The organism is Bradyrhizobium sp. A11 (genome assembly GCF_042077125.1).
Classification (GTDB): domain Bacteria; phylum Pseudomonadota; class Alphaproteobacteria; order Rhizobiales; family Xanthobacteraceae; genus Bradyrhizobium; species Bradyrhizobium japonicum_B.
This window is the reverse complement of the sequence record NZ_CP149509.1, coordinates 530,799-545,014: the sequence shown is the minus strand read 5'-3', so window position 1 is coordinate 545,014 and position 14,216 is coordinate 530,799. Positions and strand designations below refer to the sequence as shown.

Sequence of the window (14,216 nt, the reverse complement as noted above, 5' to 3'; positions counted from 1 at the left end):
TGCTGCCGCCGGCGCTGGTTCGCTCGGAAAAACAGGTAGGAGACTGACGAGCGACCCGATCCGGACCTCGTTAGGGCTGCTTCCTTCCGGACCTGACCCGGTTGGCGAGTGGCTCGTCCACCGCCAATCTCCCGATCCCTATTTGGGGCCAAAGGGAGCGGAAAGCAAGCGGGGTCTACGGATGTTCCGGCGACCGTTCGGGGACTTTCAGGCCCGAACCGCGCCGTTCCGCCCTCGAACGACCCGCCCCTCCCGGTCCGGCGCATAAGGACCACGGCGCATACGCATGTTGTCTGGGGACCTGGTCTCTGCGACGGTAAGAATCAATCCCGAGAAGCCTTCATGCCCGAACCCGCCTGGTCGCTGCACTCCCGCCTGAAAGAAGACACCATCGACATCGGCGATTTGCCCCTGTCGAAAGTGCTGGTCATCAAGGACGCGCATTATCCCTGGCTGCTGCTGGTGCCGCGGCGGCCCGATGCGGTCGAGATCATCGATCTCGACGAGGTGCAGCAGGCGCAGTTGATGACGGAGATCTCCCGCGTCTCGCGCGCGCTGAAGGAGGTCACCAAATGCGACAAGCTCAATGTCGCGGCGCTCGGCAATCTGGTGCCGCAGCTTCATGTCCACATCATCGCGCGTCGCACCAGTGACGCGGCCTGGCCGCGGCCGGTCTGGGGCGTGATGCCGCCCTTGGCGCACGACGCCGCGGAGGTTCAGAATTTCATCAGTGTGCTTCGCCGCAAGATCTGGTTGGGTTGAAAGATCGATAATGTCAGCATTCGACGCATTTCCGCTGGGGCAGCCGGCCTTCGTCACCAACATCCTCGACCGCGCCGCGCATCTGCGCCGCGACGAGGAGAAGCTGTTCGCGATGGAGCAGAAGCCGAGCTCGCGCGCCTATATCGTCTACCGCGACTCGCTGCTGGTGAGGCGCGAGGGCGACAAGGTCCGCGCGCTGCTTACGATCGACGAGGCGCTGAAATGCGGCGCCAATCCCGGCACGATCTTCCTTGGGCTTCGCGACGGCGCCGCGATGTTCGGCATGGGCCTGTCGCAGGCCGCCGCCGAGAAGCTGGTGGGACGCGAGGACTACACGTTGACCGAGCTGCGCGGCATGGCGATGCAGGGCGCGATCCCGCCCGGCGAGCTCTCGGCGATCGCGATGGCGAAGTCGATGGTAAGCTGGCACCAGCGACACGGCTATTGCGCCAATTGCGGCGCGCGCAGCGCGATGAAGGAAGGCGGCTGGAAGCGCGACTGTCCGGCTTGCAAGGCCGAGCATTTTCCGCGCACCGACCCGGTCGTGATCATGCTGGTGGCGTCCGGCGACAAGTGCCTGCTCGGCCGCCAGAAGCAGTTTCCGCCCGGCATGTATTCATGCCTCGCCGGCTTCGTCGAGGCCGCCGAGACCATCGAAGATGCGGTGCGCCGCGAGATCCTGGAGGAATCCGGCATTCGCTGCACCGACGTGCAATATTACATGACCCAGCCCTGGCCCTATCCGTCGTCGCTGATGATCGGCTGCAGCGCGCGGGCCGTGAGCGAGGATATCGTGGTCGATCGCATGGAGCTGGAGGACGCGCGCTGGTTCACGCGCGAGGAGGCCGCCCTGATGCTGACGCGGACGCATCCGGACGGGCTCGCCGGCCCGCATCCCTTCGCCATCGCCCACCACCTGCTCGGCCGCTGGGTCCACGACAAGAGCTGACCGCCGATGGCGCAACTTAAGGCCGCGCCGCGCATCCTCTGCATCGGCATTCCCGTGCGCGACCTCACCTTTCGGGTCGAGGCCGTGCCCGCGCGCGGCAGCAAGGCCAATGCCACGCATCTCGCCGAGATCTGCGGCGGCAATGCGCTCAACGCCGCCATCGCGATCACGCGACTTGGCGGCCGCGTCGCATTCGCAGGACCGATGGGTGACGTTCGCGAGACGTCGAGCGGCTTCATCCTCGCGCAGATGGCGCAGGAGGGCATCGACACCACGCACGTCGTACGCATGCCCGATGTGACCACGCCTGTCTCCGCGATCATGATCGAGCCTTCGGGCGAGCGGACGCTCACGATCTATCGGGATCCCCGTCTATGGACCGTGAAGCTGCCCGACGCCGAGAAATTGCTCGCCGATTGCCGGGCCCTGCTGGTCGAAAGCCGCTGCGCCGCGTTCGCGATCTCCCTCTGCACCGAGGCACGCCGGCGCGGCATTCCCGTCATCGTCGGCGTCGACCGCGCGATATCGTTGCAGGACGGCCTGCTCACGGCGGCCTCGCATCTGCTGTTCGCCAGCGAGCAGGTGCAGGAGACCGCCGGCATCGCCGACGACGGCGGGGCCTTGAGGCTCCTGGCCGGGCTGACGCCCGCTTTCCTCGCCGCGACCCGCGGTCCGGATGGCACGATCTGGCTGAACGAGACAGGCGCGCTCGAGGAGACGCCGGCCTTCGCGGTCCAGGCGGTCGATACGCTTGGCGCCGGCGACGTCTTCCATGGCGCCTTCACGCTCCGCTTGGCCGAGGGTGAGGGCGTGCGGGAGGCGCTGCGATTCGCCGCGGCCGCCGCAGCGCTGAAATGCACCCGCCACGGCGGCGGCCTGGCTGCCCCGCAACGTATTGAAGTTGAAGAGCTTTTGCACCGCGCCCGAATGCTGGGGGCCGATGGGGCGTCGCGATAATGGGCTTGCTCTAGAATTATTTTCTCTGTATCAGGGAAATGTACCCCTGAAATGGAACAAAGTTCTTCAAATGACCGATGTTGCCGTCCATATCCCCGAGACCAGCCGCCGCCTCGACGCCATCGACCGCAAGATCCTGATGGTCCTCCAGGAGGATGCCTCGCTGTCCGTCGCCGAGATCGGCGACCGCGTCGGCCTGTCCTCGACCCCCTGCTGGAAGCGCATCCAGCGGCTGGAGGCCGACGGCGTGATCATCAAGCGCGTCGCCCTCGTCGACCAGAACAAGATCGGCCTCGGCATCTCCGTGTTCGTGTCGGTCGAAAGCTCCGACCATTCCGACGCCTGGCTGAAAAAATTCGCCGAAGCCGTCAGCGCCATGCCCGAGGTGATGGAGTTCTATCGCATGGCCGGCGACGTCGATTACATGCTGCGCGTCGTGGTCGCGGACATGCAGGCCTATGACGTGTTTTACAAGAAGCTGATCAGCGCCGTGCCGCTGAAGAACGTCACCTCGCGCTTCGCGATGGAAAAGATCAAGTCCGTCACCGCATTGCCGATTCCCGCGGTGGTGGCGGCCTGACGCCGATTCTCATTCTGACGCGTTTTCTTCCCGCGAACCGGTATCCACTTCGCTCGAAAACGCTTCAAGCCGGCTGAAATACCGGCAGGGTGACGCTGACGCGCGTGCCTCCGCCCGGCGACGCGCCGATCTCGATCGTTCCGCCATGGGCCTCGACCAAATTGCGGACGACCGCGAGGCCGAGGCCGGCACCGCCGGTCGCGCGATTGCGCGACTTCTCCATCCGGTGGAACGGCTCCAGCACGGTCTGGCGTTGATCGGCGGGAATGCCCGGCCCCTCGTCGTCGATCGAGACGACGACGGCACCGTCCTTCAGGGCCGCGCGCACATGCGCGGCATGGCCGTAGGCGAGGGCGTTGTCGATGATGTTGGCGAAGACCCGCCGCAAGGCGAGCCGGTCGCCGAGCACGACGACGTTGCGCGCACGCTCGTCCGCGACCAGATCGACGACTGCGCCCTGGACGCGGCGGTCGTGAACGTCGCCCGCCACCAGCGCGGCGAGCTCGATCATTTCCTGCGACAATCCGCCGGCGCCCGCCCGCGTCGACAGCAGCGCGTCGTCGAGCAGCCGGATCATGTCGTCGATATCAGCCACCGCCCGCTGCCGCTCGGCATCATCAGGGATATTCTCGACGCGCAGCCGCAGCCGTGTCGCAAACGTCCTGACGTCGTGGGCGATGCCGCCAACCAGCGTCATGCGTGCACGCAGCATCTCGGCGAGCCGGCCCTGCAGGCGGTTGAATGCGGCGATGACGGCGCGGATCTCCGGCGCGCTGCGTCGCGCATCCGGCAATGGCGGCGGATCGGCCGACAGGTTGACGCGATCGACCGCGGCGGCGAGTTGCGCCAGCGGCCGCGTCTCGCGTTGCATGACGAGCAGGGCCAGCAGCGCCACGACCGACCCGAACAGGCCTGCCCCGAAGCCGACGGGCAGGCCGAACGGGGTGACCGGCAGGCGGGTATAGGCATCGATGATCAGCAACTCGCCGCTGCGCAGACCAATGCGGAATTCGACCGCATTTGCCATCAACCGTGCGAGGCGGGGAAACCATCGACTGCCGCGATGGTTCGGCGGCGACACGATCTCGACCGGACGGCCCGCAAGGCCGGCCGCATAGGTGTCGCGCAGTTCCTGCTGCTGCGGCGGGGTCTCGCCGCCGACCGGCGCACCCGACGGTACGATGCGCACCGTGAACTGCGGCGAAGTCACCGCATCGAGCACCTCCTGCCGTGAGCCGGCCGCCGTCCGCTCCAGGAGCGTGGCCAGTGCGTCGAGACGCGCCGGCGAGGGCCGCGTCAGCTCGTTCTCGCGCAGGGTGGTCCGGTAGAAGATCGCGACGACCACGGTACTCACCAGGATGAATCCCACCAGCCCGATCAGGGCGAGCCGCGCCGCGAGTGTCACGCGCAGCATCACGACACCTGCTTGACGGACGCGGTGAACAGATAGCCGCCATTGCGCACCGTCGTGATCAGGTTGGAGCCGGGGCTGGCGCCATCGAGCTTGCGGCGCAGCCGCGAGATCAGCATGTCGACGGTGCGATCAAACGGCTCGGCCGAACGTCCCCGCGTCCAGTCGAGGATCTGGTCGCGCGTGAGCACCCGGCGCGGCCGCTGCACGAAGCAACCGAGCAGGTCGAACTCGGCGCTGGTCAATTGCAGCTCCGGCGATTCGGCCTCGACCGTCTCGACACTGCGCGCATCGAGATCGATCACGAAGCGGTCGAAGGCAAAACGCCTGACCAGCGGCTTTGCCGGAGCCCCGTTGGCACGGCGCAGGATGGCGCGAACCCGCGCCAGCAGCTCGCGCGGGCCGAACGGCTTGGTGAGATAGTCGTCCGCGCCCATTTCGAGGCCGACCACGCGATCGATCTCGTCGCTCTTGGCGGTGAGCATCAGGATCGGGAGGGAATCGTCGGCGCGCAAGCGGCGGCAGATCGAAAGCCCGTCCTCGCCCGGCAGCATCAAGTCGAGGATGACGAGGTCGGGCCGCAGGCGCTGGAGCATCTGGTCCATCGCCTTGCCGTCGGCGACGCAGGCGACCTCGAACCCCTCGCGCCGCATGAAGTCGGCGACGAGGCGACTGATCTCGGGATCGTCCTCCACCATGAGGATCGTGGCCGAATGCGCGTTCATCAGCCGCATTTTGGACGATCACGCGTTCCGCGCAAGGGCAGCGGCGCCGTTGTTACATAGTGTTACACGGTGTCGACAAAGCCCTAACAATCGTTTCGTCCGAGCAATGCGGCGCAGACGCCGCGGCTCCAGTCTCCGCTCTACGGCTCCCGTTCACGGCAGCCCCCAGAAGGAGACGACGACATGACCAAGCTTTTCCTCACCTCCCTCGTCATCGGCACCCTGTCGGTCGCCGCGGCGGCCGACGCCAACGCCTGGACGAGGTCGGCGACAGCAACCGGACCGCGCGGCACCTCCCACGTCACCGCGACGGGAAGCTGCGCCTACGGCAGCTGCACGCGCAGCGTGACGCGCACCGGTCCTGCCGGCAACACCTACACCCGCACCGGCACGATCTCGCGCTGACGCAGCGCCGCCGTCGCCGCGCCAGCCCCGCGCGGCGACGGCGAGCCTTGTCCCGATCAGAAAGGACCATCACCGTGTCATCGATCTTCCATCCCATCGCACTGTCGCGACTTGCAGTCATCGTTGCCCTCGGCGTCGCGACCGCGACCGCGACCTTCGCGCTTGCCCAGACCCAGCTGCAAACCCAGATGACCCCGCAGATGCGCAGCGAAGCGAGGAGCCTGATGCAGGCCTGCCGCACCGACTTCGACAAGCTTTGCAGCAACGTCACGCCGGGCGGCGGACGCGTCCTCGCCTGCCTGCAATCCCATGCCGGCCAGCTCTCCTCGTCCTGCGCCCAAACGTTGCCCCGTGCCCAGGCGCTGCGCAACAGTGCCGGCGCGGCGCCGAAGTAGGAGGGATGCCGTGGGCTACGCTTCACTCCTGCTCGATCCGGGGCTCAGGCGCATGATCCTCGCAACCGCGCTCGGTCTGATGCTGCTCGAGTACGGCATCGGCCGCCTCGCGCATCGCGATACCCACGACTGGCGCGAGAGTGTCGCCTCGTTCGGCGTGGCCCTCGGACAGAATCTGCTGCGCGCGGTCGAGGCAGGCATTCTCGCGATGCCGTTCGCGTTCCTGTACGAGCACCGCCTGTTCGACTTCGCGCAGTCCGCTCCGCTTGCACTCGCAGGGTTATTCCTGGGCAGCGAGTTCCTGTATTATTGGCAGCATCGCGCCTCGCATCGCATTCGCTGGATGTGGGCGACGCATTCGGTGCATCATTCGACGACGCGGCTGAATTTGACCGCGGCGATCCGGCTCGGCTGGACCGGAAACGTCTCGGGCAATTTCCTGTTCTTCCTGCCACTGGCGCTGATCGGATTTCATCCGCTCGCGATCGTGGCCATGCTCGGCATCAACCTGCTGTATCAATTCTTCATCCACAGCCAGTTCGGACCGAAGCTCGGGGTCCTGGAATGGGTGCTCAACACGCCGAGCCACCATCGCGTGCATCATGCCTGCAACGAGCCGTGCCTCGACAAGAATTATGGCGGCATCCTGATCGTGTTCGACCGCCTGTTCGGGACCTTTGCCGAACGGCCCTCCGACCAGCCGCTCCGCTTCGGTCTCGTCGGCGGCATACCATCCTTCAACCCGATCCGGATCGCGCTCGGCGAATGGATTGCAATGCTGGGCGACGCCCGGAAGGCGCAGGGCGCGGCCGCGAAGCTCCGCACCCTGTTCGGCCCGCCCGGAGGCTGAGCGCGCGCAGGCGCTCAAATCTTCTGATTGTACTCGCCGACTTCGGGATGCGTGCGCAGCACGCTGTTCACCATCTCGAACATGTCGTGCATGCGCTGCTCGGAGACCGGGCTTTCGACCACCACGACGAGCTCGGGCTTGTTGGAGGAGGCGCGCACCAGGCCCCAGCTGCCGTCCTCCACCGTGACGCGCACGCCGTTGACGGTGACGAGATCGCGGATCGCCTGGCCGCCGATCTTCGCGCCCTTGGCCTGCAGGCCTTCGAAATGCTTCACGACCTTGTCGATCACGCCGTATTTGGTCTCGTCGGCGCAGTGCGGCGACATGGTCGGCGACGACCAGGTCTTCGGCAGCGCGTCCTTCAGATCCGCCATCGACTTACCCGGCGCGCGGTCGAGCATGTCGCAGATCGCGATCGCCGAGACCAGGCCATCGTCATAGCCGCGGCCGAACGGCTTGTTGAAGAAGAAGTGGCCCGACTTCTCGAAGCCCGCGAGCGCTCCCATCTCGTTGGTGCGGCGCTTCATGTAGGAATGGCCGGTCTTCCAATAGGCGACCTTTGCGCCCTGCTTCTGCAGCACCGGATCGGTGACGAACAGGCCGGTCGACTTCACGTCGACGACGAACTGCGCGTCCTTGTGGATCGCCGACATGTCGCGCGCCAGCATCACGCCGACCTTGTCGGCGAAGATCTCCTCGCCGGTATTGTCGACGACGCCGCAGCGGTCGCCGTCGCCATCAAAGCCGAGGCCGACATCGGCCTTGTGGTGCAGCACCGCATCGCGGATCGCGTGCAGCATCTCCATGTCTTCCGGATTCGGATTGTATTTCGGGAAGGTGTGATCGAGCTCGGTATCGAGCGGGATCACCTCGCAGCCGATTGCCTCCAGCACCTGCGGCGCGAAGGCACCGGCGGTGCCGTTGCCGCAGGCCGCGACCACCTTCAGCTTGCGCGTCAGCTTCGGACGAGAGGTGAGATCGGCGATGTAGCGCGCCGGGTAATTCTCGTGGAATTGGTAGGAGCCGCCCGCCTTGTTCTTGAATTCGGCATTGAGCACGATCTCCTTCAGCCGCGTCATCTCGTCGGGACCGAAAGTGAGCGGGCGGTCGGCGCCCATCTTCACGCCGGTCCAGCCATTGTCGTTGTGCGAGGCCGTGACCATGGCGACAGCGGGCACGTCGAGATCGAATTGCGCGAAATAGGCCATCGGCGTCACCGCAAGACCGATGTCGTGCACCTTGCAGCCCGCGGCCATCAGGCCGGAGATCAGCGCATATTTGATCGAGGCCGAATAGCCGCGGAAATCATGACCGGTCACGATCTCCTGCTTGACGCCGAGCTCGGCGATCAGCGCGCCCAACCCCATGCCGAGCGCCTGCACACCCATCAGGTTGATTTCCTTCTGAAACAACCAGCGCGCATCGTATTCGCGAAACCCCGTCGGCTTCACCATCGGCTCGGATTCGAAGGCGTAGGTGTTGGGCAACAATACGGATTTCGGCTTCGGGAACATTGAGACGGTCTCGTGAATGGGCAGGGAATGAGGCAGCCTTAGCGAATGCCAGGCCACAGCGGAAGGCGGGAATGCAGGCTTATGGCCGATAATTGCGGCAGTTTGGTAACGAAGAAACGTTACCGCCGGGGCGATGCCGATTGTATGACCGGAATGGCCTAACCCTGCAGCCGTGCAATCTCCTCTTTGACGACTGCCTTGAGGGCTGGCAGAGCCTGCTGAACAGTCTCCCACACAAGACGTGCGGCAACATCTTCATAGTTGTGGCGATAGACATTGCCCGCCGCCGCCATCTGCCTCCAAGCGATCGCCGGGTGCCTGGCCTTCATATCTTCCGGCAGGCGACGGGAGGCCTCTGAAATGATCTCCAGGCAGCGCGTTACAGCATAGACTGCCCGCAGGTCCGCCGCGAACGCCTCGCGATCCAGAGCTCCCGCGAACTCAGTCGCCAAATCGATGTGATGCAAGATGTCTTGCAGTGTCCCATCGATGCGATCAGAAGGCATAGACAGCATCGGCCGTCGCGGCTGGAGCGACGTATGATTTCAAACCGTCGCGATTGACGACGTCGACCGGACTGTCAAAAAGGTTGGAAATGTATTCCTTGAGCTCGACGTAGTCGAAGACTGTGATCCGCGCGTCCGGATCGATCTCGATCATGATGTCGATATCGCTGCCGGAATGTTGGTCGCCCCGTGCGACCGAACCGAACAACGCGGCATGCAAAACGCCCCGTTCGCGAAGAGCGCGCTCGGACTGTCGGAGAATGGCTATCGCATCGGGGCGGTCCATGCGTGGAGATATAGCACCCAAACTGGCCTCAAGGGAGGCCCCACCGAGCCAATTCGAACGCCTATTGCTCCAGCACCATCTGGCCGTTGGCATATTCGAACCGCTTCAGGCGGGACAGGAAGGAGAGGCCGAGCAGGTTCTCCGACAGCGCCGCGTCGGGCAGCACCATGGCGTCGACGTCGCGCACGATGAGACCCCCGACGTCGAGCATGGCGATACGGGCGCGGGCGGCCTTGATGGTGCCGTTGGCGGTGGAGACGGTGGCGTTGTACTCGCTGCGCGAGGGACGCAGGCCAAAGCGAGCCGCCGAGGTCTCATTGAGCGCGACCACGGAGGCGCCGGTATCGATCATGAAGCCGATGCGCTGGCCGTCGATCCGGCCCTCGGTCTGGAAATGACCACGGCCGTCGCGGGAAATGGCGAGGCTGCGGCCGCCGGTCGGCGCGGTCGACGCAACCGCCACCGTCGTGCGCGGCGCTGAGGTGGCGGAAGCCGAGCTCATCTTGTCCGCCATCTGCGCCATGAAGGTGCCGAGGCCGATCATGACGGCCGCGATGATCATAATATTACGCATCACACCACTTCCGAGCCGAAAGCCCGATTTCACCACGCGGCACGCCCGACCGCGAGCGAAGCCGCCGTTGGAGCGCCGCAATTTTGACGAAAAGGATGAGCGGACGGTTAATGCGATGGTGTCACAGCGACCCCAGGTCCTCATCCTGAGGAGCCGCGAAGCGGCGTCTCGAAGGATGGCCGCACGCGAGATCCGGGCCTGCATGGTTCGAGACGCGCGTTCCGCGCTCCTCACCATGAGGGTCTACCTCTGTCACGTCCCGCGCGGCTTCGCCCGCCGGGTCGGCAGTGCATTGGCCGGATCGTCGGGCCAGGGGTGGCGCGGGTAGCGGCCGCGCAGGTCGGAGCGCACCGCGCTATAGCTGCCGCGCCAGAAGCCTGGGAGATCACGCGTCACCTGCACCGGGCGCTGTGCCGGCGACAGCAGCTCCAGCACCAGCGGCACCTTGCCGGCCGCGATCGAGGGATGGGTGTTGAGGCCGAACAATTCCTGCAGCCGCACCGCGATGGTCGGCCCCTGCTCGGCTTCGTAGTCGATCGCGAGCACGCTCCCCGTAGGCGCCTCGAAATGCGTCGGCGCCTCGCGGTCGAGCCGCGCGCGCATCTCCCAGGGCAGCAGCGCCATCAGCGCGTCCGAGAGGTCGCCCGGCGAAATGTCCTTGAGCGCGATCTTGTCGTAGAGCGCCGGCACCAGCCAATCGTCGCGCCGCGCGATCAGCCCGTCATCGGACAAATCCGGCCAGCTGTCGCCCTCGGCCTTGCGCAGGAACATGACACGGTCGCGCCACTGCTTGGCGGCCTTCGACCACGGCAGCCGGTCGAGACCGGCGGCGATCAACCCATCTGCAAGAATGCGCGCGGTGTCCTCGGATGGCGACACGGCAAGGGTCGCTTCCGACAGCGTGATCGCATGCAGCAGGCGCCTGCGCCGCGCCCGCAGCGCCATTGCGCCGCGGTCGAACGAGATCTCGTCGGCGGTCTCGATATGCTCGGCGAAATGCCGTTCGATCTCGCCCTCGGTGATTTGCGCGGCCAGCAGGATCCGCCCGCTCGCCGCCGTGCCCGTCATCTCGCCGATCGCGATATAGGGCGCGCGGGCGAGCGAGGAGGTCTGCTCGACAGACGCGCCGCGGCCATTCGCCAGCACGAAGCTGCCATTGCCCCGGTTGCGCGCGACGCGGTCGGGAAAGGCATAAGCCAGCATCAGGCCGGTCGAGAGTTCCTCCGGCGGCCCGGCCTTCTCGGACGCCGCCACCTGCGAGGCCCAGCGCCGCGCGAGGTCGCGCGCGCTGGCGGCACGCGGCGAGCGGTCGCGGCGGAACTGGTCGCGCCGCTGCTCCAGATCGACGCTGTCACCGCCAAGGCCACGCTCGGTGATGATGGCCGCGATCTCGGCGGCGGCCTCGCCTTCGCCCGCACGGTGCGAATCCACGATCATCCGCGCCAGCCGCGGCGGCAGCGCCAGCGCGCGCAGGCTTTTTCCCTCCGCAGTGATGCGGCCGTCGGCATCGAGCGCGTTGAGCTCGGTTAGCAGGCTCTTCGCCTCTTTCCACGCCGGCCCCGGCGGCGGATCGAGGAACGACAACGCGGCAGGGTCGCTGACGCCCCATTGCGCGAGATCGAGCACCAGCGAGGATAGATCCGCGCTGAGGATTTCCGGCTGGGTGTAGGGCGCTAGCGAAGCCGTCTGCGGCTCGTCCCAGAGCCGGTAGCAGACACCGGGCTCGGTACGGCCGGCGCGACCGCGGCGCTGGTCTACCGCCGCGCGCGAGGCGCGCACGGTCTCGAGCCGGGTCAGGCCGATATCGGGCTCGTAGCGTGGCACGCGGGCCAGGCCGGAATCGACCACGATGCGCACGCCCTCAATGGTGAGCGAGGTCTCCGCGATCGAGGTGGCCAACACTACCTTGCGCGTGCCCCTGGGCGCGGGGGAGATCGCGCGGTCCTGCACGGCGGCATCGAGCGCGCCGAACAGCGGCACGATCTCGATCGAGGCGTCCTGCACCCGCTCGCCGAGGAAATTCTGGGTGCGGCGGATTTCGGCGGCGCCCGGCAGGAAAGCCAGCACCGAGCCGCTGTCAGCGCGCAGCGCGGATGCGATCGCATCCGCCATCTGCCGCTCAATCGGCGCATCCGCCTTGCGGCCGAGATAGCGCGTCTCGACGGGGAAGGCGCGACCCTCGCTTTCGACGACGGGCGCATCGCCGAGCAGCTTGGCCACACGCGCACCGTCGAGCGTTGCCGACATCACGAGGATGCGCAGATCCTCGCGCAGACCGGTTTGCGCATCGCGCGCCAGCGCGAGGCCCATGTCGGCATCGAGCGAGCGCTCGTGGAATTCATCGAACAGGATGGCGGCGACGCCGGACAATTCAGGGTCGTCGAGGATCTGGCGGGTGAAGATGCCTTCGGTCACCACCTCGATGCGCGTGGCGCGCGAGATCTTCGAGCCGAAGCGGACGCGGTAGCCGACCGTCTCCCCGGTGCGTTCGCCGAGCGACTTGGCCATGCGGTCGGCGCTGGCGCGCGCCGCGATACGGCGCGGCTCCAGCACGATGATCTTCTTGCCCCTGGCCCAGGGCGCATCGAGCAAGGCGAGCGGCACACGCGTGGTCTTGCCGGCCCCGGGCGGCGCCACCAGCACGGCGGCATTGTTAGCCTCCAGCGTGCGCGAGAGCTCGTCGAGCACGGCATCGATCGGCAGGGGCGTGTCGAAACTGCGGGGCAAGGCATCATCCCGTCGTCATGCCCGGGCAAAAGCGCGAAGCGCGTCTTCGCACAAAAGTGCCGGGCATCCACGTTCTTTCATCTGGCAGTGAACAAGACGTGGATGGCCGGGACAAGCCCGGCCATGACGCCTTCGTTCAAGGAGAATGTATTGTGATCAGCCCTGCACCGGCGGGCGGCCGACGCTCTCATAGACGAAGCCCGCGGCTTCCATGTCCTCGGGGCGGTAGATGTTGCGCAGGTCGACGACGACGGGCTGCGCCATGACGCTCTTCAGCCGGTCGAGATCGAGCGCGCGGAACTGGACCCATTCGGTGACGATGACAAGGGCATCGGCCCCTTGCGCGCAGGAATAGGCGTCCTCGCAATAGGTGATGTCGGGCAGCTCGCCCTTGGCCTGCTCCATGCCGACCGGATCGAACGCCTTGACCTTCGCGCCCATGTCGATCAGGCCCGTGACCAGCGGGATCGACGGCGCATCGCGCATGTCGTCGGTGTCGGGCTTGAAGGTGAGGCCGAGCACGGCGACGGTCTTGCCGCGCAGATTGCCGCCGAGCGCCTGGCTCACCTTGCGTGCCATCGCGCGCTTGCGGTTCTCGTTGACCGCCAGCACGGATTCGACGATGCGCAAGGACACGTCGTAATCCTGCGCGATCTTGATCAGCGCCTTGGTGTCCTTGGGGAAGCAGGAACCGCCGAAGCCGGGACCGGCATGCAGGAACTTGGTGCCGATGCGGTTGTCGAGACCGATGCCGCGCGCGACCTCCTGCACGTTGGCGCCGGCCTTTTCGGAGAGATCGGCGATCTCGTTGATGAAGGTGATCTTGGTCGCCAGGAACGCGTTGGCGGCGTACTTGATCATCTCGGCGGTGCGCCGCGCGGTGAACATCAGCGGCGCCTGGTTCAGCGACAGCGGGCGGTAGATATCGCCCATCACCTTGCGGCCGCGCTCGTCGGCGGTGCCGACCACGATGCGATCAGGAAACTTGAAGTCGCGGATCGCGGCGCCCTCGCGCAGGAACTCGGGGTTGGAGGCGACCACGACGTCGGCGCTGGGATTGGTCTCGCGAATGATGCGCTCGACCTCGTCGCCGGTGCCGACCGGAACGGTCGACTTCGTCACCACGACGGTGAAGCCGGAAAGCGACTGCGCGATCTCTTTCGCGGCGGCGTAGACGTAGGAAAGATCGGCGTGGCCGTCGCCACGGCGCGAGGGCGTGCCGACCGCGATGAACACCGCATCGGCGTCCGCGACCGGTTGCTTCAGATCGGTAGTGAAGTCGAGCCGCTTGGCCTTGACGTTGGTCGCGACCAGCTCGTCGAGGCCGGGCTCGTAGATCGGGATCTCGCCGCGGTGGAGCGCCGCGATCTTCTTCTCGTCCTTGTCGACGCAGGTGACGTCGTGACCGAAATCGGCAAAGCAGGCGCCGGACACCAGTCCCACATAGCCCGTGCCGATCATCGCGATACGCATGGAAATCCCTGTTTTTAGATTGGTTAACGAAAATGAAACCCCGGCGCGGGGCGGTTTAGCATTTTCTCGCAGGGAAGGAACAGTCCGCAGCGAAAAAAGCGG

Annotated in this window: 15 protein-coding genes and 1 other RNA gene; 7 read left to right on the top strand and 9 right to left on the bottom strand. The window is 66.1% G+C overall.

The window, feature by feature from the left end; translation table 11 throughout:
- Positions 1–35: 35 nt before the first annotated feature.
- An RNA gene (gene ffs / locus WI560_RS02465) (signal recognition particle sRNA small type) lies at positions 36–132 on the bottom strand.
- Positions 133–342: 210 nt separating this feature from the next.
- On the opposite strand from ffs, the gene WI560_RS02460 reads away from it, so the two are divergent.
- The 4 genes from WI560_RS02460 to WI560_RS02445 all read left to right on the top strand — a co-directional run bounded on the left by WI560_RS02460 (position 343) and on the right by WI560_RS02445 (position 3,248).
- A complete protein-coding gene (locus tag WI560_RS02460) occupies positions 343–762 on the top strand; it encodes an HIT domain-containing protein (RefSeq protein ID WP_375306758.1) in 420 nt (139 codons plus the stop codon).
- A gap of 10 nt (positions 763–772) precedes the next feature.
- The gene (nudC, locus tag WI560_RS02455; RefSeq protein WP_375306757.1) at positions 773–1,711 is read left to right on the top strand and encodes an NAD(+) diphosphatase; all 939 of its coding nucleotides are present in this window, start codon (positions 773–775) and stop codon (positions 1,709–1,711) included.
- 6 nt (positions 1,712–1,717) lie between these two features.
- Positions 1,718–2,668 (top strand): sugar kinase, encoded by a 951-nt coding sequence (locus WI560_RS02450; protein ID WP_375306756.1) that lies wholly within the window; start codon positions 1,718–1,720, stop codon positions 2,666–2,668.
- Between the two features lie 70 nt (positions 2,669–2,738).
- Positions 2,739–3,248: an Lrp/AsnC family transcriptional regulator gene (locus WI560_RS02445; protein WP_375306755.1), complete on the top strand. Its 510-nt coding sequence runs from the start codon at positions 2,739–2,741 to the stop codon at positions 3,246–3,248.
- A 64-nt stretch (positions 3,249–3,312) separates the two neighbouring features.
- Here WI560_RS02445 and WI560_RS02440 read toward each other — a convergent pair whose 3' ends face one another.
- Both WI560_RS02440 and WI560_RS02435 read right to left on the bottom strand, forming a co-directional pair.
- Positions 3,313–4,662, bottom strand: a complete 1,350-nt coding sequence (locus tag WI560_RS02440) for a sensor histidine kinase (RefSeq protein ID WP_375306754.1) — start codon at positions 4,660–4,662, stop codon at positions 3,313–3,315.
- Positions 4,662–5,384: a response regulator gene (locus tag WI560_RS02435; RefSeq protein ID WP_375306753.1), complete on the bottom strand. Its 723-nt coding sequence runs from the start codon at positions 5,382–5,384 to the stop codon at positions 4,662–4,664. Before WI560_RS02435 ends, WI560_RS02440 begins: the two co-directional genes overlap by 1 nt.
- 183 nt (positions 5,385–5,567) lie before the next feature.
- Here WI560_RS02435 and WI560_RS02430 point away from each other — a divergent pair, with 183 nt between their 5' ends.
- The 3 genes from WI560_RS02430 to WI560_RS02420 all read left to right on the top strand — a co-directional run bounded on the left by WI560_RS02430 (position 5,568) and on the right by WI560_RS02420 (position 7,034).
- Positions 5,568–5,789 (top strand): hypothetical protein, encoded by a 222-nt coding sequence (locus WI560_RS02430; protein ID WP_028138907.1) that lies wholly within the window; start codon positions 5,568–5,570, stop codon positions 5,787–5,789.
- A gap of 74 nt (positions 5,790–5,863) precedes the next feature.
- A complete protein-coding gene (locus tag WI560_RS02425; RefSeq protein ID WP_375306752.1) occupies positions 5,864–6,184 on the top strand; it encodes a cysteine rich repeat-containing protein in 321 nt (106 codons plus the stop codon).
- Between the two features lie 10 nt (positions 6,185–6,194).
- Positions 6,195–7,034 (top strand): sterol desaturase family protein, encoded by an 840-nt coding sequence (locus WI560_RS02420; RefSeq protein WP_375306751.1) that lies wholly within the window; start codon positions 6,195–6,197, stop codon positions 7,032–7,034.
- A 14-nt stretch (positions 7,035–7,048) separates the two neighbouring features.
- Here the strand turns inward: WI560_RS02420 and WI560_RS02415 are convergent, their stop codons facing one another.
- The 6 genes from WI560_RS02415 to WI560_RS02390 form a co-directional block, all read right to left on the bottom strand.
- The gene (locus WI560_RS02415; protein WP_375306750.1) at positions 7,049–8,548 is read right to left on the bottom strand and encodes a phosphomannomutase/phosphoglucomutase; all 1,500 of its coding nucleotides are present in this window, start codon (positions 8,546–8,548) and stop codon (positions 7,049–7,051) included.
- A gap of 158 nt (positions 8,549–8,706) precedes the next feature.
- Positions 8,707–9,054: a DUF86 domain-containing protein gene (locus tag WI560_RS02410; RefSeq protein ID WP_375306749.1), complete on the bottom strand. Its 348-nt coding sequence runs from the start codon at positions 9,052–9,054 to the stop codon at positions 8,707–8,709.
- Complete coding sequence (locus tag WI560_RS02405; RefSeq protein ID WP_375306748.1) at positions 9,044–9,340, bottom strand: nucleotidyltransferase family protein; 297 nt, start codon at positions 9,338–9,340, stop codon at positions 9,044–9,046. The genes WI560_RS02410 and WI560_RS02405 overlap by 11 nt, the downstream gene beginning before the upstream one ends.
- 61 nt (positions 9,341–9,401) lie before the next feature.
- On the bottom strand, positions 9,402–9,914 hold the full coding sequence (locus WI560_RS02400) for a TIGR02281 family clan AA aspartic protease (protein ID WP_257178522.1): 513 nt from the start codon (positions 9,912–9,914) through the stop codon (positions 9,402–9,404).
- A 252-nt stretch (positions 9,915–10,166) separates the two neighbouring features.
- Positions 10,167–12,641: an ATP-dependent helicase HrpB gene (hrpB, locus tag WI560_RS02395; RefSeq protein ID WP_375306747.1), complete on the bottom strand. Its 2,475-nt coding sequence runs from the start codon at positions 12,639–12,641 to the stop codon at positions 10,167–10,169.
- A gap of 156 nt (positions 12,642–12,797) precedes the next feature.
- The gene (locus tag WI560_RS02390; protein ID WP_375306746.1) at positions 12,798–14,114 is read right to left on the bottom strand and encodes a UDP-glucose dehydrogenase family protein; all 1,317 of its coding nucleotides are present in this window, start codon (positions 14,112–14,114) and stop codon (positions 12,798–12,800) included.
- Between the last annotated feature and the right edge of the window lie 102 nt (positions 14,115–14,216).

Bases quoted from the DNA above. Each gene is read 5' to 3' on its own strand.
- WI560_RS02460 (WP_375306758.1), top strand. From the start codon at position 343: ATGCCCGAACCCGCCTGGTCGCTGCACTCCCGCCTGAAAGAAGACACC.
- nudC (WP_375306757.1), top strand. From the start codon at position 773: ATGTCAGCATTCGACGCATTTCCGCTGGGGCAGCCGGCCTTCGTCACC.
- WI560_RS02450 (WP_375306756.1), top strand. From the start codon at position 1,718: ATGGCGCAACTTAAGGCCGCGCCGCGCATCCTCTGCATCGGCATTCCC.
- WI560_RS02445 (WP_375306755.1), top strand. From the start codon at position 2,739: ATGACCGATGTTGCCGTCCATATCCCCGAGACCAGCCGCCGCCTCGAC.
- WI560_RS02440 (WP_375306754.1), bottom strand. From the start codon at position 4,662: ATGCTGCGCGTGACACTCGCGGCGCGGCTCGCCCTGATCGGGCTGGTG.
- WI560_RS02435 (WP_375306753.1), bottom strand. From the start codon at position 5,384: ATGAACGCGCATTCGGCCACGATCCTCATGGTGGAGGACGATCCCGAG.
- WI560_RS02430 (WP_028138907.1), top strand. From the start codon at position 5,568: ATGACCAAGCTTTTCCTCACCTCCCTCGTCATCGGCACCCTGTCGGTC.
- WI560_RS02415 (WP_375306750.1), bottom strand. From the start codon at position 8,548: ATGTTCCCGAAGCCGAAATCCGTATTGTTGCCCAACACCTACGCCTTC.
- WI560_RS02410 (WP_375306749.1), bottom strand. From the start codon at position 9,054: ATGCCTTCTGATCGCATCGATGGGACACTGCAAGACATCTTGCATCAC.
- WI560_RS02405 (WP_375306748.1), bottom strand. From the start codon at position 9,340: ATGGACCGCCCCGATGCGATAGCCATTCTCCGACAGTCCGAGCGCGCT.
- WI560_RS02400 (WP_257178522.1), bottom strand. From the start codon at position 9,914: ATGCGTAATATTATGATCATCGCGGCCGTCATGATCGGCCTCGGCACC.
- WI560_RS02390 (WP_375306746.1), bottom strand. From the start codon at position 14,114: ATGCGTATCGCGATGATCGGCACGGGCTATGTGGGACTGGTGTCCGGC.